The following is a 19,037-nucleotide window of genomic DNA, read 5'->3' as shown; positions in this document are numbered from 1 at the left end:
GGTTTCCGCGCAGGACTGCGCCGGGATACGCATGGCATCCCGGCCGTCGCCCGCACAGGAATTACTTCTTCTTCTTGGGGGCCAGGACCATCACCATCTGGCGGCCTTCCATCTTGGGCATCTGCTCGACCTGGCCCAACTCCTCCAGATCCGACTTCAGACGCTCCAGCATGCGCGCGCCGATTTCCTGGTGGGCCATCTCACGGCCGCGGAACCGCAGCGTGATCTTGGTCTTGTCCCCATCTTCCAGAAAGCGCCTCAGGTTGCGCAGCTTGACGTTGTAGTCGCCATCATCCGTGCCAGGACGGAATTTGACTTCCTTGACCTGGATGATCTTTTGCTTGAGCTTGGCCTCGTGGGCGCGCTTGGCTTCCTCGTACTTGAACTTGCCGTAGTCCATGATGCGGGCCACGGGCGGAGTCGCGTTGGGCGCGATCTCCACGAGATCCAAGTCCTTGTCCTCGGCCATGCGCAGTGCGTCCATGAACTTGACGATGCCGAGCTGCTCGTTATCAACCCCTACCAGGCGCAGTTCGGGCGCGCTGATCTCCCGGTTGATACGGTGACCTTTGTCTGTAGCGATGTTCCGTTACCTCAAGAAGACAAAAAAACAAGCCGTGCTTCACACCCTCAGGCTTTGCTGGAGACGTCGTTCTGAAGACGTTCCACAAACGCGGAAACGGGCATGACACCCAGATCCACATTGCCACGGGCACGCACGGCCACTTGATTGGCGTCCCGCTCCTTGTCGCCTACCACTAGCAGGTAAGGGATCTTCTGGAGCGAGTGCTCGCGGATTTTATACGTAATTTTCTCGTTACGCAAATCCGCCTTGGCCCTAAACCCTTGTTTTTGCAAGAGTTGCACGACGCTTTCGGCATATTCCGACTGCGATTCGGCAATGTTCATGACCACGACCTGCTCCGGCGCCAGCCAGGCGGGTAGCGCACCCGCGTGGTTTTCCAGCAGGATGCCCAGGAAACGCTCGAACGAGCCCAGGATGGCCCGATGCAGCATCACCGGACGCTTGCGGCCGTTGTCGTCCGCCACGTACTCGGCACCCAGCCGCTCCGGCAGCACCAGGTCAAGCTGCAGCGTGCCGCATTGCCACGACCGGCCGATCGCATCCTTGATGTGGTACTCGACCTTCGGGCCGTAGAAAGCGCCCTCGCCTGGCAGCTCTTCCCACTCCACGCCGCAGGCACGCAGCGCCAGCCGCAGGCCGTCCTCGGCGTGATCCCAGATGGCATCGGAGCCGGCGCGCTTTTCGGGACGCAGCGACAGCTTGACCTTCACGTCCTTGAAGCCGAAGTCGTCGTAGACCGAGAACGCCAGTTCGTTGAACGCCTTCGCTTCCTCGACGATCTGCTCCTCCGTGCAGAAGATGTGTGCATCATCCTGCACAAATCCACGCACACGCATCAGGCCGTGCAGCGCGCCCGACGGCTCGTTGCGATGGCAGGAGCCAAACTCGGCAAAGCGCAGCGGCAGGTCGCGGTACGAGCGCAGGCCGTGGTTGAAGATCTGGACATGGCCCGGGCAGTTCATCGGCTTGATCGCGTAGTCGCGCTTTTCCGACTCCGTGACGAACATGTTTTCCTTGTAGTTCTCCCAGTGGCCGGACTTTTCCCAAAGAGAACGATCCATCACCTGCGGCGTGCGAACTTCCTGGTAGCCCGCCTCCGTCAGCCGGCCGCGCATGTACTGCTCCACCGCCTGCCAGACGCTCCAGCCCTTCGGGTGCCAGAACACCATGCCGGGCGCTTCTTCCTGCAGGTGGAACAGGTCCAGCGTCTTGCCGAGGCGGCGATGGTCGCGCTTCTCGGCCTCTTCCAGCATCGTCAGGTAGGCGTCCTGGTCTTCCTTCTTCGCCCACGCGGTGCCGTAGATGCGCTGGAGCATCTCGTTGTTCGAGTCGCCGCGCCAGTAGGCGCCGGCCACCTTCATTAGCTTGAAGACCTTGAGCTTGCCCGTGGACGGCACGTGCGGGCCGCGGCACAGGTCGACGAAGTTGCCTTCACGATAGAGGCCGATTTCCTGGTCGGCCGGGATCGAGGCGATGATCTCGGCCTTGTACTTCTCGCCCATCGATTCGAACAGCGCCACGGCCTCGTCGCGATTCCACACTTCGCGCGTGACCTTCTCGTCCTTGCGGGCCAGTTCCGTCATCTTCTTCTCGATGGCGGCAAGGTCCTCGGGCGTGAAAGGCCGCTTATAGGAGAAGTCGTAGTAGAAGCCGTTGTCGATGACCGGGCCGATCGTGACCTGCGCGTCCGGAAACAGCTCCTTGACGGCATAGGCCAGCAGGTGGGCCGTGGAATGGCGGATCACGTCGACGCCATCGGCGTCCTTGTCCGTGACGATGGCCAGCGACGCGTCGCTGCCGATCGTGTAGCTCGTATCGACCAGCCGGCCATCGACCTTGCCGGCCAGTGCGGCCTTGGCCAGGCCCGAGCCGATACTCTGCGCCACTTCTGCCACCGTGACGGGGCCGGGGTACTCGCGACGGGAACCGTCCGGCAGCGTGATTGCGATCATCATTGCACCTCTTGTGGATTCCGCCGCGCCGGCTTCTGGGCGCCATGGCGAGCGGAGCATAGCAACTTTTGTGGCGCCGGCCCGTCAGATGCGACGAAACACGCATCGGATGGCACCAGCAACGATGGATGCGGGGCTGTCCCGCACCCGCCCGAACTGGGCGACGCGGCAGCTTAGCAGGATGCTGGCTGGCGGCAGACGAAAAAAAACGCGGCCAAGGCCGCGTTTTTCCGTGTTTCCCCGCATCCGCTGCGGGTCGAAGGCGCACCTCGACTACTGTCGCTAACCAGCGGTAGTAGTTCGAGTTGTCATGTTCATGATGCGCTTCCGGCGTTGTACTGCATGTTCGTTGGTAGGCTCGATTGGACTCGAACCAACGACCCCCACCATGTCAAGGTGGTGCTCTAACCAGCTGAGCTACGAGCCTAGCGAAGCGCGAAGTATAACCTTATTTGCGCCGCGCGTGCAACACCCCCTGCACATCCTCGATCAGCGCCAGCGCCCGCTGGAGCTGCGTGGCCTCCGACACTTCGGCGGTGAACTGCATGCGCGCCACCCCCTTGTTCGACAGCGTTTTCACGCCGGTCACGTTGATCTTCTCGCGCGACAGCACTTCGGAAATGTCCCGCAGCAGCCCCTGCCGGTCCACCGCCTCCACCTGGATGTCGACCGGGTACACGGCGTCGCTGCGCTTGCCCCATTCCGTCTGGATCACGCGCTCGGGCGCGCGGGCCGACAGTTGCAGGAACGTGTTGCAGTTGCGCCGATGGATCGACACCCCGCGCCCGCGTGTGACGAAGCCGACGATCTCGTCGGGCGGCGCCGGCTTGCAGCAGCGGGACATCTGCGTCATCAGCGAGTCCACACCCACCACCAGCACGCCGCTCTTGGCGCCGCGCGCCACGCTGGTGGCCCGGCTCTTCTTGGTGACGGCCTCTTCCTCGTTGAACGCCGGCTGCGGCTCCCCCTCGGGGTGGCGCAGCGCATGCTCCACATGCCGCAGGCTGAATTCTTCCTTGGCAACGGCCGCGTACAGATCGTCGGTCGACTTGAAATTGAGCCGCGTGGCCAGGTCGCCGAGGTTGACCGCTGTCTTGCCCTCGCGCTGCAGTGTCTTTTCGATCAGCGCGCGGCCCTGCGCGAGCGTTTCCTGCGAATCGAGCGCGTTGAACCACGCCCGGACCTTGGACCGCGCCCGGTTGCTCGCCAGGTAGCCAAGCTCCGCGTTGAGCCAGTCGCGCGACGGCCCGCCCTGCTTGACCGCCACGATCTCCACGGTCTGCCCGTTCTTGAGCGGCGTGTTCAGCGGCACCATGGCGCCGTCCACGCGGGCGCCGCGGCACCGGTGGCCCAGGTCGCTGTGCAGGTAGTACGCGAAATCGACCGGCGTTGCGCCCTGCGGCAGCGCCACCACGCGCGCCTGCGGGGTCAGCACGTAGATATGGTCGTCGATGGCCGCGTGCTTGAGCTGCTCCCACGGCGAGTCCTCGTGCGCGACGGTGTGGTCGGCCTCGTCCTTCCAGGCCAGCAGTTGCCGCAGCCAGGCGATCTTCTCGTCGTAGGTGTTGTCGGCGGCGAACTGGCCCGCGTAGCCCTTGCCGCCGGCCTCCTTGTAGCGCCAGTGGGCCGCCACGCCGTACTCGGCAAAGTGATGCATCTCCTGCGTCCGGATCTGCACCTCGAACGCGCGGCCGTCGTCGCCAATCACCACCGTGTGGAGCGACTTGTAGCCGTTGGCCTTCGGCCGCGAAATATAGTCGTCGAACTCGCGCGGGATCGGCTGCCAGATATGGTGGACGATGCCCAGCACCGTGTAGCAGTCCTTGATGTCGTCCACGATCACGCGGAAGGCGCGCACGTCGTACAGGTCGGCAAAGTCCAGCTCCTTGCCGCGCATCTTCTTCCAGATGCTGTAGATATGCTTGGGCCGGCCGCTCACTTCGGCGCGGATGCCGGCCGACGCCAGCTCAGACTGCAGCCGCGCGATGGCGCTGGCGATGTAGCCCTCGCGCTCGATGCGCTTCTCGTCCAGCAGCTTGGCGATGCGCTTGTAGGTATCGGGCTGCTCGAAGCGGAACGCCAGGTCTTCCAGCTCCCACTTCATCTGCCAGATCCCCAGCCGGTTGGCCAGCGGCGCGTAGATGTCCAGCGTCTCGCGCGCCACGCCGGGCAGCGGCGGGTTCTTGGTCTGCGCCAGCCAGCGCAGCGTCTGCAGCCGCGACGCCAGCCGCACCAGCACCACGCGGATATCCTGCGCGAAGGCCAGCAGCATCTTGCGCAGCGCCTCCACCTGCTCGTGCCGGGCCGCCACCTGCGACTTCGACGATTCCGACACATCGGCCTGCGTCACCGCGATGGCGCCGATCCGCAGTAGCTGGCGCACGCCCTTGACCAGCCGCACCACCTCCTCGCCGAAGATTTCCTCGATCCGCGCCTCGGCCTCGGGCACGAAGGCGGCCGCCGCGAACAGGCAGGCCGCGGCGCGCGCGGCGTCGTCCACGCGCAGGCCGTCCAGGATGCGCAGCATGCCCTCGGCATGCGACAGCACGCTTTCACCGGTCGGCAGCAGCACCGGCGTCTCGCCGTCCGCCACCTCGCGCACGAATGCCAGTGCGCGCTCGACGAGCCCGGCATCGGGGATGCCCGCGGTCTGGCCCGTCAGCTCCGTCGACGTCACCATGTCACATCGTCCGGCGTCAGTTGAGGGCGGCCGTCACCACCACTTCGATCAGGTAGTCGGGATTGGCCAGCTTTGCTTCCACCGTCGCGCGCGGCGGCGTGTTGCCCTGGGGCACCCAGGCGTCCCAGACCTCGTTCATCTCGCCGATGCGGCTGACATCGGTCAGGAAGATCTGGCACATCAGGATGCGCGTCTTGTCGCTGCCGGCCTCCGCCAGCAGGCGGTCGATATGGCCGAGCACCTCGCGGGTCTGGCCGCGCAGGTCCGCCTTGGGATCGACCTCGGGTACCTGCCCCGCCAGGTAGACCACGCCGTTGTGGACCGCGTATTCGGACAGGCGCTTGCCCACGTGGGCGCGCTTCAGGGTATCGGTGCTCATGTTCGGATAGTTCTCAACAAAAAAACGGTTCAGGTGCCCAGGAAGAAGTCCCGGGCGATGGCAATCTGGGCCGGATCGATGAACGTGGGCGCGTGGCCGACGTCGGCAATCTCCACGCTCGACACCTGCCTGCCGCGCGCGACCATCTCGGCCACGGTCTCGCGCAGCAGCAGGTCGGACTGGGCGCCGCGCACCACCAGCGTCGGCCCCGGCACGGCCTGGAACATCTGCCACAGCCCGGCCTCGCCGGCCTGCACGGCCTCGGGCGACGTCTCGCGGAACGGCACGGCCAGCGCCGGGTCGTAGTGCAGGCCCCACTCCAGCCCCTCGGCGCCCTGCACGGGCTTGAGGATGGCGCCATTCAGCTCGCGCCACTGCTCGGGCGTGTGCCGGCCGAACGACGCGCTGATGGTCTGCAGGTAGGCCAGCCCTTCCTCGAACGTCTTGAAGCGCACGGGCAAGCCCAGGTAGGCGCCGATCCGCTCGATCGCCTGCGCCGTGATGCGCGGCCCGACGTCGTTGAGTAGCAGCTTGCGCACCGGCGACTTGGGCAGCCCGCCCAGCCCCATGCCGATCAGCCCGCCCATCGACGTGCCGAACCAGTCCACCTGCTCCACGCCCAGCCGTGCGATCAGCGTCACCATGTCGGCCACGTACTGCGGCACCACGTACTGACGCGGATCGGCCAGCCATTCCGACCGCCCGCGGCCCACCACATCGGGACACACCACGCGGTACTCGCCAGCCATCGCCTGCGCCAGCGCGTCGAAATCACGGCCGGTGCGGGTCAGGCCGTGCACGCACATCAGCACGCGCGGGTTCGCGGGGTCGCCCCACTCGTGATAGGCCATGCGATGCAGGCCGCCCGGGCTGATGCACTGGACAAATCCGAGGCGCGGACTGGATGACATCTGGAACTCCCCTGCTGGGTGCCGCCGCATCCCCTGCGGCGTGCGGGTGTTTAGGAAATGCCTGCCGATGACGCATTGGCGCCGGACCGCGCAAAAACCAGCGGAATCGGGCGCCGGGCCAAAGCCGGATTGTACGCCCTGCGAGTACAATGCCACAGCACATCCTGACTCTCCCGACGGAGGCTTACATGCTCAAAGGCAAGACGGCACTGGTCACGGGCTCGACCAGCGGTATCGGACTCGGCATCGCGCAGGCACTGGCCGCGCAGGGCGCCAACATCATCGCCAACGGCTTCGGTGATGCCGACGGCGCAAAGGCGGAAATCGCCCGCGCCGGCAGCGGCATCCAGGTGGGCTACCACGGCGCCGACATGAGCAAGGCGGCCGAGATCGAGGACATGATGCGCTACGCCGAAAAGGACTTCGGCGGCGTCGACATCCTGGTCAACAACGCCGGCATCCAGTTCGTGGCGCCGATCGACGAATTCCCGGCCGACCGCTGGGACGCCATCATCGCCATCAACCTCACGTCCGCATTCCACACCACCCGTCTCGCCCTGCCGTCGATGAAGGCCAAGAACTGGGGTCGCATCATCAACGTGGCGTCGACCCATGGGCTGGTGGCGTCCGCCAACAAGTCCGCCTACGTGGCAGCCAAGCATGGCATCGTCGGTTTCACCAAGGTGACCGCGCTGGAAACCGCCCAGACCGGCGTGACCGCCAACGCCATCTGCCCGGGCTGGGTGCTGACGCCGCTGGTGCAGAAACAGGTGGAAGCCCGCGCGCAGCAGCAGGGCATCCCCGTGGAACAGGCCAAGCGCGACCTGGTGCTGGAAAAGCAGCCGTCCGGCCAGTTCGTCACGCCTGAGGAACTTGGGGCGCTGGCCGTCTTCCTGTCCAGCGAAGCAGCCCGCCAGGTGCGCGGCGCCATCTGGAACATGGACGGCGGCTGGGTGGCGCAGTAAGGAGGAATGATCATGCAACCACGCTCACGGCGCGACGTGCTGCGCGGAATCGGCGCCGGCGCCCTGCTGCTGTCGCCGCTGGCGGCCCTGGCACAATCGGCCAAGGCCCCCGGCAGCCCCAAGCCGCTGAAGATCGACGTCTACAAGACCCCGACCTGCGGCTGCTGCGAGGACTGGGTCAAGCATCTGCGCGACAACGGCTTCACGGTCGCCACGCACGACGTGGAAGACACCGGCATCTATCGCACGAAATACGGCATTCCGGAGCGCTTCGGCTCCTGCCATACCGGCGTTATCGAGGGATACGGGATCGAAGGCCACGTGCCGGCCGGCGATATCCGCAAGCTGGTGGCGGCCCGGCCCAAGGCGGCGGGGCTGGCGGTGCCGGGCATGCCGGCGGGGTCGCCAGGCATGGAGTACGGGCCCCGCAAGGACCCGTTCGACGTACTGCTGGTGAAGACCGACGGCGGCGCGTCGGTATTTGCGAGCTACAACAAGGCGAAAAGCTGAGCCCGTCAGGGCTTCATCGTTCCGGCCGGCCATGGACATGACCGGCCGGTGATCCTTGTTGCCCTACCCTCCGGCCCTCTCCCGGGCGGGAGCGGCATACCGGAGGGATGCAGGCAGGCACCCGCCTAGATCAGCTCGGCCCCGGTCTTCGCCTGGACTTCCTCGCGCGTCACGCCCGGCGCGGTTTCCACCAGCTTGAGGCCCTGCGGCGTGATGTCGATCACGGCAAGGTCGGTGATGATGCGATTCACCACGCCCACGCCGGTCAGCGGCAGGTTGCATTCCTTCAGGATCTTCAGGTCTTCGGTGCCGTCCTTCTTCTTGGCGGTGTGTTCCATCAGCACCACCACGCGGCCCACGCCTGCCACCAGGTCCATCGCGCCGCCCATGCCCTTGACCATCTTGCCCGGGATCATCCAGTTGGCCAGGTCGCCGCGCTGGTTCACCTGCATGGCGCCCAGGATGGCCAGGTTGATCTTGCCGCCGCGGATCATCGCGAACGAGTCCGCCGACGAGAAGATCGACGAGCCCGGCAGCGTCGTCACCGTCTGCTTGCCGGCATTGATCATGTCGGCGTCCACTTCTTCCTCGGTCGGGAACGGGCCGATGCCGAGCAGGCCGTTTTCCGACTGCAGCCAGACCTCCATGCCCTGCGGCACGTGGTTGGCGACGAGCGTCGGCAGGCCGATACCCAGGTTCACATAGAAGCCGTCCTGCAGCTCGGCGGCCGCGCGGGCGGCCATTTCGTCACGTGTCCATGCCATGATCTGTCTCCTTACTTGGCACGCACGGTGCGCTGTTCGATGCGTTTTTCGGGGCTCTTGTTCAGCACGATGCGGTGCACGAAGATGCCGGGCAGGTGCACGTCGTCCGGGTCGATCTCGCCGGTCTCGACAATCTCCTCCACCTCGGCCACCGTGATCTTGCCGGACATCGCGCAGACCGGGTTGAAGTTGCGCGCGGTGCGGCGGAACACCAGGTTGCCGGCCTTGTCGGCCTTCTGGGCCTTGACAATGGCCACGTCGGACACCAGCGAGCGCTCCATCACATAGGTCTCGCCGTCGAATTCGTGCGTTTCCTTGCCTTCGGCGACGATCGTGCCGACACCGGTCTTGGTGTAGAACGCCGGGATGCCCGATCCGCCAGCACGCAGCTTCTCGGCCAGCGTGCCCTGCGGCGTGAATTCCAGCTCCAGTTCGCCGGCCAGGTACTGGCGCTCGAACTCCTTGTTCTCGCCCACGTACGACGAGATCATCTTGCGGATCTGGCGCGTGGCCAGAAGCTGGCCCAGGCCGAAGCCGTCGACGCCGGCGTTGTTGGAGATGCAGGTAAGCTGCTTGACGCCGCTGTCGCGCAGGGCGGCGATCAGCGCTTCGGGGATGCCGCACAGGCCGAAACCGCCCACGGCGATCGTCTGGCCGTCGCGGACGACGCCCGCAAGCGCCTCCGCGGCGCTGGCGTAGACCTTGTTCATGTTCGCTCCTTCCTCGGTAGTCCCGCTCGACTGCGGCCGGTTGGCCACACGCGGAAATTGTAACGGTACAATCGGCGGTCAGGCGCCGCCGTTGACGCCCCAAAGGATACGTCAACGGATACCGCCAACGCCATTACGTAAAAGTACATAAGGGATAATGCCGGCCATCGACTACCAGACCGCCTTCCAACTCGCCCCGGTCGGCCTGGTGCTGTCACGCGCCCGCGTGATCGAGGACTGCAACGACGAAGTCTGCCGGATCTTCGGCACCACGCGCGAGGCGCTGGTCGGGCAGTCGTTCCAGGTGCTCTACCCCACCGCCGACGAGTTCGAGCGCACCGGCGCCCGGATCGTGCCGGTGATGAACACCAAAGGGCTCTATTCAGACGAGCGGATCATGAAACGCGCCGGCGGCGAGCTGTTCTGGTGCCACGTCACCGGCCGCGCCCTCGACCGCAAGGACCCGCTCGGCGCCGGCATCTGGACCTTCGAGGACCTGTCGCAGAAGCGCCCGGTCACCGCCGAACTGACCGCCCGCGAGCGCGACATCGCCGCCCAGCTCGTGGAAGGCAAGACCAGCAAGCAGATCGGCAAACTGCTGTCGATCAGCCCGCGCACCGTGGATATCTACCGGGCACGGCTGATGAAGAAATACGGCGCGCATACATCCGTGGACCTCGTGCAGCGGCTGGTGAACCACTGAGCGTGCCCAAGTGCACCACGGATTACGTGGGGCTGTTGGGGGCGTCGGGCAGCCGCTGCGCCCTCTTCCTGTGCTCTGTTTTCCTGCCAAAACCCCACCGCCGCCTGCCCAATGATTGAAGTCAAGCGGCGTTTATTCAGGCCCACGAAGCGATTCAAAACCGCGTAACGTCCCGCTCCGAGCGATTGATGCATCTTCAGTGACGGATCGCACAGCGATGTCGATCCCACGGGAAACGGAGCAAGGACGATGGCTGGTGTGGTCGATGGACTGAAGGCGTTGGGTGAAGGGCTGCGGCGGGCGACTGCAGCCAGTTCGCGTTCCGCACCCGGCGCGCCTATCCCGAGCACAAGTTCCGACTCCAGTATCAGATGTCCGACTGGGACTACATCCGGCTGCTGATGGAGCAGGAGGGGCTGTACAGCTACTTCGTGCCCGGCAAGTTCGGGTCCCACTTCGGCGACGTGTTCCAGGTCTGCGACGACATCGACCACTACCTCTACCAGCCCGCCCTGCGGGTGCCGTACCGGGAGACGGCCGGCCAGACTGTTTGCCGCGCGGGGAGCGGTCGATATCCAGGCCCAGAGCGATGCAATCCGCGTGCTGGTCGACCAGAACGTCACCGTCAGCAGTGCGAAGGGGCGCGTCGTTATTGAGGCCAAGGAAGAGCTAGTGCTGAAGTGCGGCGGATCGTATCTCCGCATGTCATCGACCGGCATCGAGGACGGGACCCGCGGGGACAGAAACTTTAAGGCGGCGTCGCACGACTTCGAAGGGCCGAGTTCCCTGGCGCAGGAGATGAATAGGTGGAAGCAAGCGGATTTCGACGAGCAGTTTGTCCTGCGTCGTCCATTCGACGGAGCCCCCATCGCCAATCGGCGATTCAAGGTAATCCGGGCTGACGGTAGCGTGATAAACGGCGTAACGGACCCCGAAGGCCGGACGGGCCTCCAAAAAAGCCTGTTTGCTGAGGAAATCCGGCTACGGGTTCTGCCCAATGAGCCCAATACCTGATTCTTGCGCTGTCACTCCATCGCCCGCCACACGCTGCGGGGAATACATGAACTAGCGAATCGAATTCAAAGCAACGCCATTGTATGTGTCCTATGCGTAGAGCTATTGCCACACTTGCCGCCGTGTCTATCGCAATGAGTTTGCATGGATGTGGGCGTCCCCCGTCCCCAACCGTTGAGGAACAAGCCACCGTGAAAGACTTGACCGCAAATCTGACGCCGCGCTGCGCGGGCCGCTATCTGATCGACGTGCCGGCCGATGCGCATATCTTTCAATCGGTTGAGGTAGAGCGCGTCCGAGTCAGCGCACAACCGGTGACCCTGGACGACCACCGTCTGGCAATGCAAGAACGCAGGGGTGAGCTGAACGCCGCCAAGAGCCATTTCGGTTATCGCTTCCTCTATGCCGACCATGAGGTCAAGGGTATTCCAGATTCTCGCTACTTCATTTCGCTGGGAAGTATTTTCCAGGATCCCGATAGCATTCGCGTCATCGAAGCCTACAGATGGAGCAACGGATACCAGATCAAGATGGAGATCGAAGCCTCCTCTGCGAAAGACTCCTTGTATTTCAAGGACCAGCCATCCGTGAGAGACGATCCCGATATGACGAACGTCTCTGAACGCCTGACTCGGGTTATCTCGCTGCTGTCAAAAGCCAGGGGCCGCACCGACGACGAGATTCCGCGCGAGCCGGGAACGTGCTTTCAGGGCGGGTTTCTGGCAGGAAAATCTGGGGACAGGGAGAACTTACGTACGTCGTTCGTTTTGGCCATGCATCGAGATGTCGTGCTCAACCTCGATTCAGATACGGACATCGTTTCGGATGACTCGCTTCTGCAGCGTGGTGTCCAGATCGCCAAAAAAGCCACCCACATTAACGGCCGTACCCTACGAAAAGGGCCTGTGACGTTGCAGAGCGTACCGGCTGAAGAATGGCTCATGGCACTTACCACATCGGCCGATGTTCCGGGCTTTCATTTTCTACTCGAAGGCAACGCAAGAATAGGAGACCCGAGAACACCGTTGATCAATCTGGCCCTGAACGTGGGTGTCACCAACAAGCTGATGCGGCGGGACGAACTGAAGCATGCATCTCTGACGGAAGGCGAGTCGGTAGCCCTGTGGGACACAGTGAGCCGCACCGTGCGGCCGCGGCCAAACGGCTTCTAGCGTTCCAAGGAAGGGACCAAGTTAGACACGGCGCCACCATGACGACGGCGCCGCGTGCCTTCGATTGATCCTTCTACCGGAGGGAAGCCAACGAGTCCTTTGCCGATGACGAAGAAGCGTTGGCAATCTGCGACGCCGTAGTCAAGTTCACGGCTACATCCCGTGCCGCATGACGGACTCCGAGGTCAGCGCCAGACTCGCAAACTGGCACAAATAGGAATCAGCATGACAAGTCCCCGGGTAACTCGCGCCATTGGCCGCCATCTTGTCGATCTGCCGCCGGGCGCCGAGACGCTGGAAACTTACAGTTTCAACGAGGTACCGATCGAACTTCGGCCAGACGTTCAAACGCTTGAGCATTTCCAGCAAATGGTCGCGAAGCAGGAGCGCTACCTGCGAGAGTCCGTCCATGAAAAGCGAGGGGCCATGTTTGTCCGACGCGCCACTCACAAGAACGGAGCCGTTTCACTCGTTTCCTGGGCAAAGCCTTACTCGGAAGCGATGTACCACATGGAAACGTATTTCCGTATCGGGTCAGGATCCATCGCTTACGCGGGAGACGTATCGCCAGATCTTGTCGATTCTTCCCTTGGCTTGTGCGAGGACATGTCTGGAAAATGGCGAGAAGTCCAATCCCCTGAGATCCCTTCCGGGATTGGTTTCGTAGCGGGTGATTGCATGCTCGTCGACAAGACAATGAATCTCGAAAGCTGGGATATGCAGATTCATTTGGCTGGCAAGCCTGACGTTTCATTTCGCCTGACGTCGTACGCCCAGTACAGAGTCGAAAATGGCTTACGCGACCGCGCTGGCGGCATTCTCGCCGGTTTGCTAGGCGCGGCCGCCGGTGTCAGCCAACTGCGCAACCGCAGACGCCCCGTCGGCCCCATCGAAGCCGATGAGATTCTCATCGCCGGTACGCAGGACGGCAAACGGACCTATGGATTCAAATGGGAGGCGCCGGGAAAGGCTGCATCACTAGCCGAGCCGAACCTCAACGTCTCCATGCGGGTCGGGCAAAGCGCCTATCCCACCAACAACGAGTCCTTTGCCGATGACGAAGAAGCGTTGGCAATCTGGGACGCCGTAGTCGAATCCATTCGCCTTCGCCTTGGCGCCGCGTGACGGACCTCCGGCGCCGTCCTCGTCCCCGAAGAGGCATCCCTACGCCCCCTTGCGTCAGGGGAAATTTTTTGTCGTCAGATTGCGCATAGACAAAACAGTACTGCCTCCCACCACGTAGGGTATTGCCTCATCGGCGCCGCTACCGCAGACGGTAGTCGTCGCCCTCGCATCCCATTCTGCTCTCCGGAGGCACCATGAATAGTATGTCGCGTCGATGCATTCTCCAGGCTTTCGGCTTTGTGCCGGTGGCCTTGCTGACCTCCGGCCTGTCCTTCGCGAAGCCGCGCCCTCCTTCGGTTGGCGCGGTCATGCGCTATCTCTGCGACGAGGTCTTTCCCTCTCCTCACCAGATCGCCACGCCGCTGTAGCAAGGGGCGCGGTGTGGCGGTCGACTTCACGCTTCTCCCTGAGGAAACTCCTGCCTACAATCGCGCGCCCTCTCGGCGGAGCGTGATCGTCGTATTCCTCGTGATGGTGCTTGCGGGCGCGACTGCCCTGCTGGTGCTGTGGCCCGCGCAACAGTCGACGCAGACCTGGAAGTTCTGGGTCAGCCTGGCTCTGTTTCCTATCGGCATTCCGGCCGTGCTGGTCATGCGTTGGCAGAGTCTCCATGCTGGCCGGAGACTCGACACCGAGGTGCACAACGACCTCGTCCGCCAGTACAGGGAGCGTGTCAATGGCGTGGCGGCTCGTCCCCTGGCCCTGCTTGGCGCCGCATACCGGTTCTCGTCGGATCCTGAAGAGAATGCTGTCGAAAGCCTTCGGACGGGGCGCATCAGGCTAGTCACGCGGCAGCCGGTTGCCAGCGCCGGGGACCCCGTCAAGGCACGTTGGCTTAGCCTGCCCGATGTCGAGTCCGTGCCGGGCGATCAAGCCGCGGATTGCGGCCGTCAGCAGGCGTTGACGCGGTGGCTATACGAGGCGCTTATCGACGAGATGACCGAGCACATCCGCCTTATCCCTGCGAAAGTCGATCTTGTGGTCCATCTTTGCGCGGCGCGCGAACTTGGTCACCAGGCGTGCGCCGACCTATGGACAACATGCTGGCAGCAGCGCCGGCTCCGTGCGATGCGCTGTGCAGCGGAGGACGCAAGCTGTGATCTGGCGACGCTCGACGGGTGGCTAGATCAGATTGCAGGCGGCAACGCACGAGAAGCCAGGTTGATTGTCGCTACGCGCCTGCATCTTCTGTTGAGCGAATCGCCGCCGCCTGGGTCTGCGGAAGCTGGCGCCGCGGTCCTGCTCATGCCCGTCGAGTTGGCTCAGAATCATCAGTTGCGATACAACGCTACCGTCCACCGTCCTGTCCGAAGCCTGCCCGCTGCTGCAAAAGACAACCTGTCGCACGCCCTGAGATGGGGAGGCGTCGCGCCCGCCGACGTCTCGCAAGCGTGGCAGACGGGAATGAACGCGGCGCAAACCGGTGTGTTTCGGGTAGCCGCTAGCCAACTCGATCTCCCCCTTCTCCCCGCCGATCTGGACACGACGGTCGGCCATGCCGGCTCGGCGGCGCCATGGCTGGCGATTGCCCTCGCCGCAAACGCACTGGTCGGCAAGGACCAGAACCAGTTGGTTCTGGCTGGCAGTGGCGAAAACGTCGATATCGCAGTCGTCCGGCGCACGCCGCACGGCGTAACTACCTGAGCCGCCCGATGAGAAAACTGCAGTTCGACCTTGCCTCCATTCTCGTCCTGGCGCTGATTGTCGCGGGCGGCATCTGGATGTGGGGCGGTCGAATTGGCATTGAGACGACAGAGGAACAAGGTTACTGGCTGTCGGTCATCGCGGTCTGTGCTCTTGTGCTCGCGTTGGTGGCTTCGCTCGATCGCATTGGCCGCTGGTGGTATGCCGTCCACACGCTGACCAAATGGTTGCGTCAGCGTCGCCCCGACATGCGTGGCACGACCCAGGCCATGGTTTCGGTGGTGGAAGACCAGCCCAGGAAAAGCCCCACCGCACTCGCGTCGCTCCGCGCCGAGCTGCGCGCGATGCACGGCCGGCGGTGGCGCTGGCGACAGCCGTGGTTCCTGCTAACAGGCGATGCGGCAGCGATCAGCGCACTGGTCCCAGAACTGCCAGAGCGCGGCTGGATAGCCTCGGCCGACGGCGTCTTGCTCTGGTCCAGTGGCAGTGAGCCGGGCCGTCCTGATACCGCCTGGCTCAAGCAACTCTATCGGATGCGACGCAGGCGCCCGGTGGACGCGATAGTGGTGGTGACAGATGGTGATGCCCCCATCAACGAAGCCACCCCTTCGCACCGTGCCGATTTGGCCCGTATCAGGGAGGTACTGCGCTGGTCGGCCCCGACCTTGGTGTTGGAAGTGGACACACCCAGTGCCGCCATGGTGGCATGCCCGACGGTGGCTTGCGGCCTGCCGCGCCACGCGCTGCCCGGTGAAATCTCGGCGACGCTCGAAATCCTGCGGGACCGATTGTCTGACCGAAGCGTGGCACAACTGCCTCAGGACGGACTGGGACGGTACTCGGGGAAGCTGTCCCAACGGCTGGATGGGCGCATCAGTGCTTTGTCGGAATGGCTCGCCAAGCTGGCGGGCGGCAACGGGATGCGATCATCGTTGCTCGGTGTGGCCTTTGTGCCCGCGACCGGCGACGCTGGCGACTCGGTCCACAATGGCGGGCTCTGGCAATACATCACCGAGGCAGCACGCCGCCACCCCGGTCGCCGGACGGTCTGGCATCCGCTGACGATTGGCGCCGGCGTGACCACGGCAGCCGTCGTGCTCTGGACCACCGCCATGCTCCTCTCCGCCGTCCAGAACCACCACGACCTCCGCACCGCCCGCCAGGCAGTGCAAGCCCTCGACATCGCGAAAGCCAACCCCGAAACCCGCCTCCAGGCCCTCGACACCCTCCAGCAACACATCCAGCGCTACGAACACCGCCTGCAGAACTCCGCCCCTCTGTTCACCCGTTTCGGCATGAACCGCGACGCCGAGGCGCTGGCCGCGCTCTGGAAGCCCTACGCAGCCGCCAGCCATGCCGTGCTGGTCACGCCCGTGGTGCAGGACATGGAGGCGACGCTGGTCGATCTGGCGCAGTTGCAGATTCAGGGCCTGACCGACGAGACCAGCCGCTGGGCGCTCGATGGCCGGGACACCCTGAAGGCCTACCTGATGCTGGTCCATCCCGAGCGGGTCGAGCCCGACTTCCTCGCCCAGCAGCTTGCCCGGCACTGGTCCACCGAAGCGCGGATCCCGCCGGGCCGGAAGCAGGATCTGGCCGAGCGCTTGGCCCGGTTCTATGCCGATCACCTGCGGGCCCATCCCGACTGGCGGGTCACGCCGCGCGCGGAACTGGTGGCTGGGGCGCGCCAGACGCTGCTGGCGGTAATCGGCGAGCGCAACGCGGTGGATACGATCTATCAGGCGATTCTCGAAGGCGCCGGGCGCAAGTATCCCGACCTGACCCTGGCCGCGCTCGCCGCGGGCACCGATACCCGGGGCCTTGTCCGTGCCACCGGCGCCGTGCCGGGTGTGTTCACGCGGCAGGGCTACGAGGGCTACGTCGAGGCGGCGATCGAAAAAGCCACCCGCAGCCAGGACGTCGCCCACGACTGGGTGCTGACCGACGGTCAGCCGGAGGCCGCGCCATCGTCGCCCCAACCGTCAACTTCGGCCGATGCCTTGCGCGACGCCCTCGCGCAGCGCTACTTCGCCGACTATGCCGAGCATTGGCAGCAGTTCATGAACGGGTTGCAGTGGGAGCCGGCCACCACGCTGCCGGGCGTGGTCGACCAACTCAAGCTGCTGGCCGACGCGCGACAGTCGCCGGTGATCGCGCTGATGAAGTCGCTCGCCTACCAGGGCGGCGCCGGGGCCCGCAAGGATTCGCTATCGGACACGCTGGTCGCCAAGGCCCAGGGCATCCTGGGCCGCAAGGACGAGGCGCCGGAAGCCGTCCGGCCCGACCCGGCGGGTCCGCTCGGCGCGGCCTTCGGGCCGGTGCTGCGGCTGGCCGGGCAGCCGTCCACCGGCAATACGGGCGGCAGCGAACTGAGCCTGCAGCGCTATCTGGATCGCGTCACGGCCGTGCGGCTGCGCCTGCAGCAGATGACCCAGAGCGCCGACGCGAACGCGCTGGCGCGCCAGATGGCGCAGTCGCTGTTCCAGGGCAAAGGGTCCGATCTGGCCGACACGCAGGCGTACGCGCGGCTCATGGCGGCCAGTCTGGGCGCCGAATGGGCCGGCATGGGCGAGACGCTGTTCGTGCGCCCGGTCGTGCAGGCCGAGCAGTCGGTGCTGCAGCCAGCGCAGGCGAGTCTGAACGAGGCGTGGCGCCGCTCGATCGCGCTGCCGTGGCAACGCGCGTTTGCCGGCCGCTATCCGTTCGCGGCGACCGCCAACGACGCGTCGCTGCCCGAGCTGGCCCGCTACATCCGGCCGCAAAGTGGCCTGATCAACACGTTCCTGCTGGCCGAACTGGCCGGCGTGCTGGCGCTGCAGGGCGACCACTGGGTGCCGGTGGGCAGCGGCACGGGGCTGACGTTCGACCCGGCGTTCCTGAAGTCGATCAATACGCTGCAGCGCATCGGCGCCCATCTGCTGGTGCAGGGCGAGCCGAGGTACCACTTCGAACTGCGCCCGATCCCGACGCCGGGCCTGACCGACACCCGGCTGACCCTGGACCGCCAGACGCTGCACTACTACAACCAGCGCGAGACGTGGCAGGCGATGTCGTGGCCGGTGGCCAACCTGCAGGAACCGCGCACGCTGCTGCAATGGCAGACCGAGCGGGCCGGCACGAACAAGACGCTGGAGATCGAGGGCGTCTGGGCCTGGGTGCGGATGCTGGAACACGCACGCGTGACGCCGATTGACAGCGCCACGGTGCAGCTGACCTTCCATGCGCGACCCGACACCGGCGATACCAGCCCGGGCATGGCGAAGCCCAAGCCCGAAACCGCCGAGCCCCCCCGACAGCGCCGCCAGCCTGCTCCCGCGCGCCGAGCGCGTCGCCGCACCGGCCACGCTCGTCCATCCGATCCACTACCAGATGCGCACGGCCGTCGGCCGGGGCCCGCTGGAAGCGCTGGAACTGCGCGATTTGCGTCTGCCGGAGCGGATCTTTGTGGATCGGGCGGCGGTGCCAGCGCAATCCCCGGCCGCCCGTCCCAAACCGATGTAGGGCGACCTCCCGCCCTACCCCTCGATCAGTTGCCGGATCGTCTCCGGCACCGGCACGCTCTTCTCCACCGCGTAGTCGCACCACACCACCTTTGCGCCGCCCTCTGCCCAGACCACGTCGGGCAGATCGGTGCGGCGGATCTCGATCTTCGTCTCGAAGCTCGACCGTCCCGGTTGCCCCGCGTACACCCGGCACTCGATGTCGCCGGGGTAGCGCAGTTGCTTGAGGAACGTCATGTGGGCGTTGATCAGCACGGGGCCGTGGCCGTTGTCGTCGCGGCCGTTGCGGCCGATGGACTCGAACCATTCGATCCGCGCCTGCTCCAGGTAGCGGAAGTACACGGTGTTGTTGACATGGCCCATGGCGTCCATGTCACCCCACCGGATCGGCATGACGCAGGTGAAGACGTGTTTCATCGGCC

Annotated in this window: 16 protein-coding genes, 1 tRNA gene and 2 pseudogenes; 10 read left to right on the top strand and 9 right to left on the bottom strand. The window is 64.9% G+C overall.

Going from position 1 to position 19,037, the window contains the following annotated elements; all coding sequences use genetic code 11:
• Positions 1-61 precede the first annotated feature (61 nt).
• The 6 genes from infC to EPAKOI_RS06095 form a co-directional block, all read right to left on the bottom strand.
• Positions 62-583 (bottom strand): translation initiation factor IF-3, encoded by a 522-nt coding sequence (infC, locus tag EPAKOI_RS06120; protein ID WP_124684525.1) that lies wholly within the window; start codon positions 581-583, stop codon positions 62-64.
• 47 nt (positions 584-630) lie between these two features.
• Positions 631-2,538 (bottom strand): threonine--tRNA ligase, encoded by a 1,908-nt coding sequence (gene thrS / locus EPAKOI_RS06115; RefSeq protein WP_124685136.1) that lies wholly within the window; start codon positions 2,536-2,538, stop codon positions 631-633.
• A 350-nt stretch (positions 2,539-2,888) separates the two neighbouring features.
• Positions 2,889-2,965 (bottom strand) — tRNA-Val (locus EPAKOI_RS06110).
• A gap of 21 nt (positions 2,966-2,986) precedes the next feature.
• A complete protein-coding gene (locus EPAKOI_RS06105; RefSeq protein WP_423193264.1) occupies positions 2,987-5,218 on the bottom strand; it encodes a RelA/SpoT family protein in 2,232 nt (743 codons plus the stop codon).
• A gap of 16 nt (positions 5,219-5,234) precedes the next feature.
• The gene (locus EPAKOI_RS06100; protein ID WP_124684527.1) at positions 5,235-5,597 is read right to left on the bottom strand and encodes a RidA family protein; all 363 of its coding nucleotides are present in this window, start codon (positions 5,595-5,597) and stop codon (positions 5,235-5,237) included.
• Positions 5,598-5,626: 29 nt separating this feature from the next.
• On the bottom strand, positions 5,627-6,508 hold the full coding sequence (locus EPAKOI_RS06095) for an alpha/beta fold hydrolase (RefSeq protein ID WP_423193263.1): 882 nt from the start codon (positions 6,506-6,508) through the stop codon (positions 5,627-5,629).
• 188 nt (positions 6,509-6,696) lie between these two features.
• On the opposite strand from EPAKOI_RS06095, the gene EPAKOI_RS06090 reads away from it, so the two are divergent.
• Both EPAKOI_RS06090 and EPAKOI_RS06085 read left to right on the top strand, forming a co-directional pair.
• Entirely contained in the window at positions 6,697-7,473 is a 777-nt protein-coding gene (locus EPAKOI_RS06090) for a 3-hydroxybutyrate dehydrogenase (RefSeq protein WP_423193262.1), read from the top strand.
• Positions 7,474-7,485: 12 nt separating this feature from the next.
• Positions 7,486-7,983 carry a DUF411 domain-containing protein gene (locus EPAKOI_RS06085; RefSeq protein WP_423193261.1) on the top strand — a complete coding sequence of 166 codons (498 nt, stop codon included), beginning with the start codon at positions 7,486-7,488 and terminating at the stop codon, positions 7,981-7,983.
• Between the two features lie 125 nt (positions 7,984-8,108).
• Here the strand turns inward: EPAKOI_RS06085 and EPAKOI_RS06080 are convergent, their stop codons facing one another.
• Positions 8,109-8,747, bottom strand: a complete 639-nt coding sequence (locus EPAKOI_RS06080; protein ID WP_423193260.1) for a CoA transferase subunit B — start codon at positions 8,745-8,747, stop codon at positions 8,109-8,111.
• Between the two features lie 11 nt (positions 8,748-8,758).
• On the bottom strand, positions 8,759-9,457 hold the full coding sequence (locus tag EPAKOI_RS06075) for a CoA transferase subunit A (RefSeq protein WP_124684532.1): 699 nt from the start codon (positions 9,455-9,457) through the stop codon (positions 8,759-8,761).
• A 157-nt stretch (positions 9,458-9,614) separates the two neighbouring features.
• On the opposite strand from EPAKOI_RS06075, the gene EPAKOI_RS06070 reads away from it, so the two are divergent.
• From EPAKOI_RS06070 to EPAKOI_RS06035, 8 genes and pseudogenes are all read left to right on the top strand, one after another.
• Complete coding sequence (locus EPAKOI_RS06070; protein ID WP_124684533.1) at positions 9,615-10,160, top strand: PAS and helix-turn-helix domain-containing protein; 546 nt, start codon at positions 9,615-9,617, stop codon at positions 10,158-10,160.
• A gap of 311 nt (positions 10,161-10,471) precedes the next feature.
• Positions 10,472-10,702 (top strand): annotated as a pseudogene (locus tag EPAKOI_RS06065) (contractile injection system protein, VgrG/Pvc8 family); the annotation flags it as partial.
• Between the two features lie 4 nt (positions 10,703-10,706).
• Positions 10,707-11,174, top strand: a complete 468-nt coding sequence (locus tag EPAKOI_RS06060; protein ID WP_423193486.1) for a DUF2345 domain-containing protein — start codon at positions 10,707-10,709, stop codon at positions 11,172-11,174.
• A gap of 191 nt (positions 11,175-11,365) precedes the next feature.
• Positions 11,366-12,346, top strand: a complete 981-nt coding sequence (locus EPAKOI_RS06055) for a T6SS immunity protein Tli4 family protein (protein WP_423193259.1) — start codon at positions 11,366-11,368, stop codon at positions 12,344-12,346.
• A gap of 225 nt (positions 12,347-12,571) precedes the next feature.
• A complete protein-coding gene (locus EPAKOI_RS06050; protein WP_423193258.1) occupies positions 12,572-13,471 on the top strand; it encodes a T6SS immunity protein Tli4 family protein in 900 nt (299 codons plus the stop codon).
• Positions 13,472-13,665: 194 nt separating this feature from the next.
• On the top strand, positions 13,666-13,839 hold the full coding sequence (locus tag EPAKOI_RS06045; RefSeq protein WP_172966064.1) for a hypothetical protein: 174 nt from the start codon (positions 13,666-13,668) through the stop codon (positions 13,837-13,839).
• Between the two features lie 82 nt (positions 13,840-13,921).
• Complete coding sequence (locus EPAKOI_RS06040; protein WP_423193257.1) at positions 13,922-15,115, top strand: hypothetical protein; 1,194 nt, start codon at positions 13,922-13,924, stop codon at positions 15,113-15,115.
• A gap of 8 nt (positions 15,116-15,123) precedes the next feature.
• Positions 15,124-18,279 (top strand): annotated as a pseudogene (locus EPAKOI_RS06035) (ImcF-related family protein); the annotation flags it as partial.
• A gap of 351 nt (positions 18,280-18,630) precedes the next feature.
• Here the strand turns inward: EPAKOI_RS06035 and EPAKOI_RS06030 are convergent.
• Positions 18,631-19,032, bottom strand: a complete 402-nt coding sequence (locus tag EPAKOI_RS06030; protein WP_423193485.1) for an acyl-CoA thioesterase — start codon at positions 19,030-19,032, stop codon at positions 18,631-18,633.
• Positions 19,033-19,037: the final 5 nt, after the last annotated feature.

Origin of the sequence: Cupriavidus sp. H18C2 (assembly GCF_049393795.1) — a bacterium.
Lineage (GTDB): Bacteria > Pseudomonadota > Gammaproteobacteria > Burkholderiales > Burkholderiaceae > Cupriavidus > Cupriavidus pauculus_C.
The sequence above is the reverse complement of the archived record's forward strand: the minus strand, read 5'-3'. Positions and strand labels throughout refer to the sequence as shown.

Bases quoted from the DNA above. Each gene is read 5' to 3' on its own strand.
- EPAKOI_RS06085 (WP_423193261.1), top strand. From the start codon at position 7,486: ATGCAACCACGCTCACGGCGCGACGTGCTGCGCGGAATCGGCGCCGGC.
- EPAKOI_RS06030 (WP_423193485.1), bottom strand. From the start codon at position 19,032: ATGAAACACGTCTTCACCTGCGTCATGCCGATCCGGTGGGGTGACATG.
- EPAKOI_RS06095 (WP_423193263.1), bottom strand. From the start codon at position 6,508: ATGTCATCCAGTCCGCGCCTCGGATTTGTCCAGTGCATCAGCCCGGGC.
- EPAKOI_RS06100 (WP_124684527.1), bottom strand. From the start codon at position 5,597: ATGAGCACCGATACCCTGAAGCGCGCCCACGTGGGCAAGCGCCTGTCC.
- thrS (WP_124685136.1), bottom strand. From the start codon at position 2,538: ATGATCGCAATCACGCTGCCGGACGGTTCCCGTCGCGAGTACCCCGGC.
- EPAKOI_RS06090 (WP_423193262.1), top strand. From the start codon at position 6,697: ATGCTCAAAGGCAAGACGGCACTGGTCACGGGCTCGACCAGCGGTATC.
- EPAKOI_RS06075 (WP_124684532.1), bottom strand. From the start codon at position 9,457: ATGAACAAGGTCTACGCCAGCGCCGCGGAGGCGCTTGCGGGCGTCGTC.
- EPAKOI_RS06045 (WP_172966064.1), top strand. From the start codon at position 13,666: ATGAATAGTATGTCGCGTCGATGCATTCTCCAGGCTTTCGGCTTTGTG.
- EPAKOI_RS06080 (WP_423193260.1), bottom strand. From the start codon at position 8,747: ATGGCATGGACACGTGACGAAATGGCCGCCCGCGCGGCCGCCGAGCTG.
- EPAKOI_RS06105 (WP_423193264.1), bottom strand. From the start codon at position 5,218: ATGGTGACGTCGACGGAGCTGACGGGCCAGACCGCGGGCATCCCCGAT.
- EPAKOI_RS06050 (WP_423193258.1), top strand. From the start codon at position 12,572: ATGACAAGTCCCCGGGTAACTCGCGCCATTGGCCGCCATCTTGTCGAT.
- EPAKOI_RS06070 (WP_124684533.1), top strand. From the start codon at position 9,615: ATGCCGGCCATCGACTACCAGACCGCCTTCCAACTCGCCCCGGTCGGC.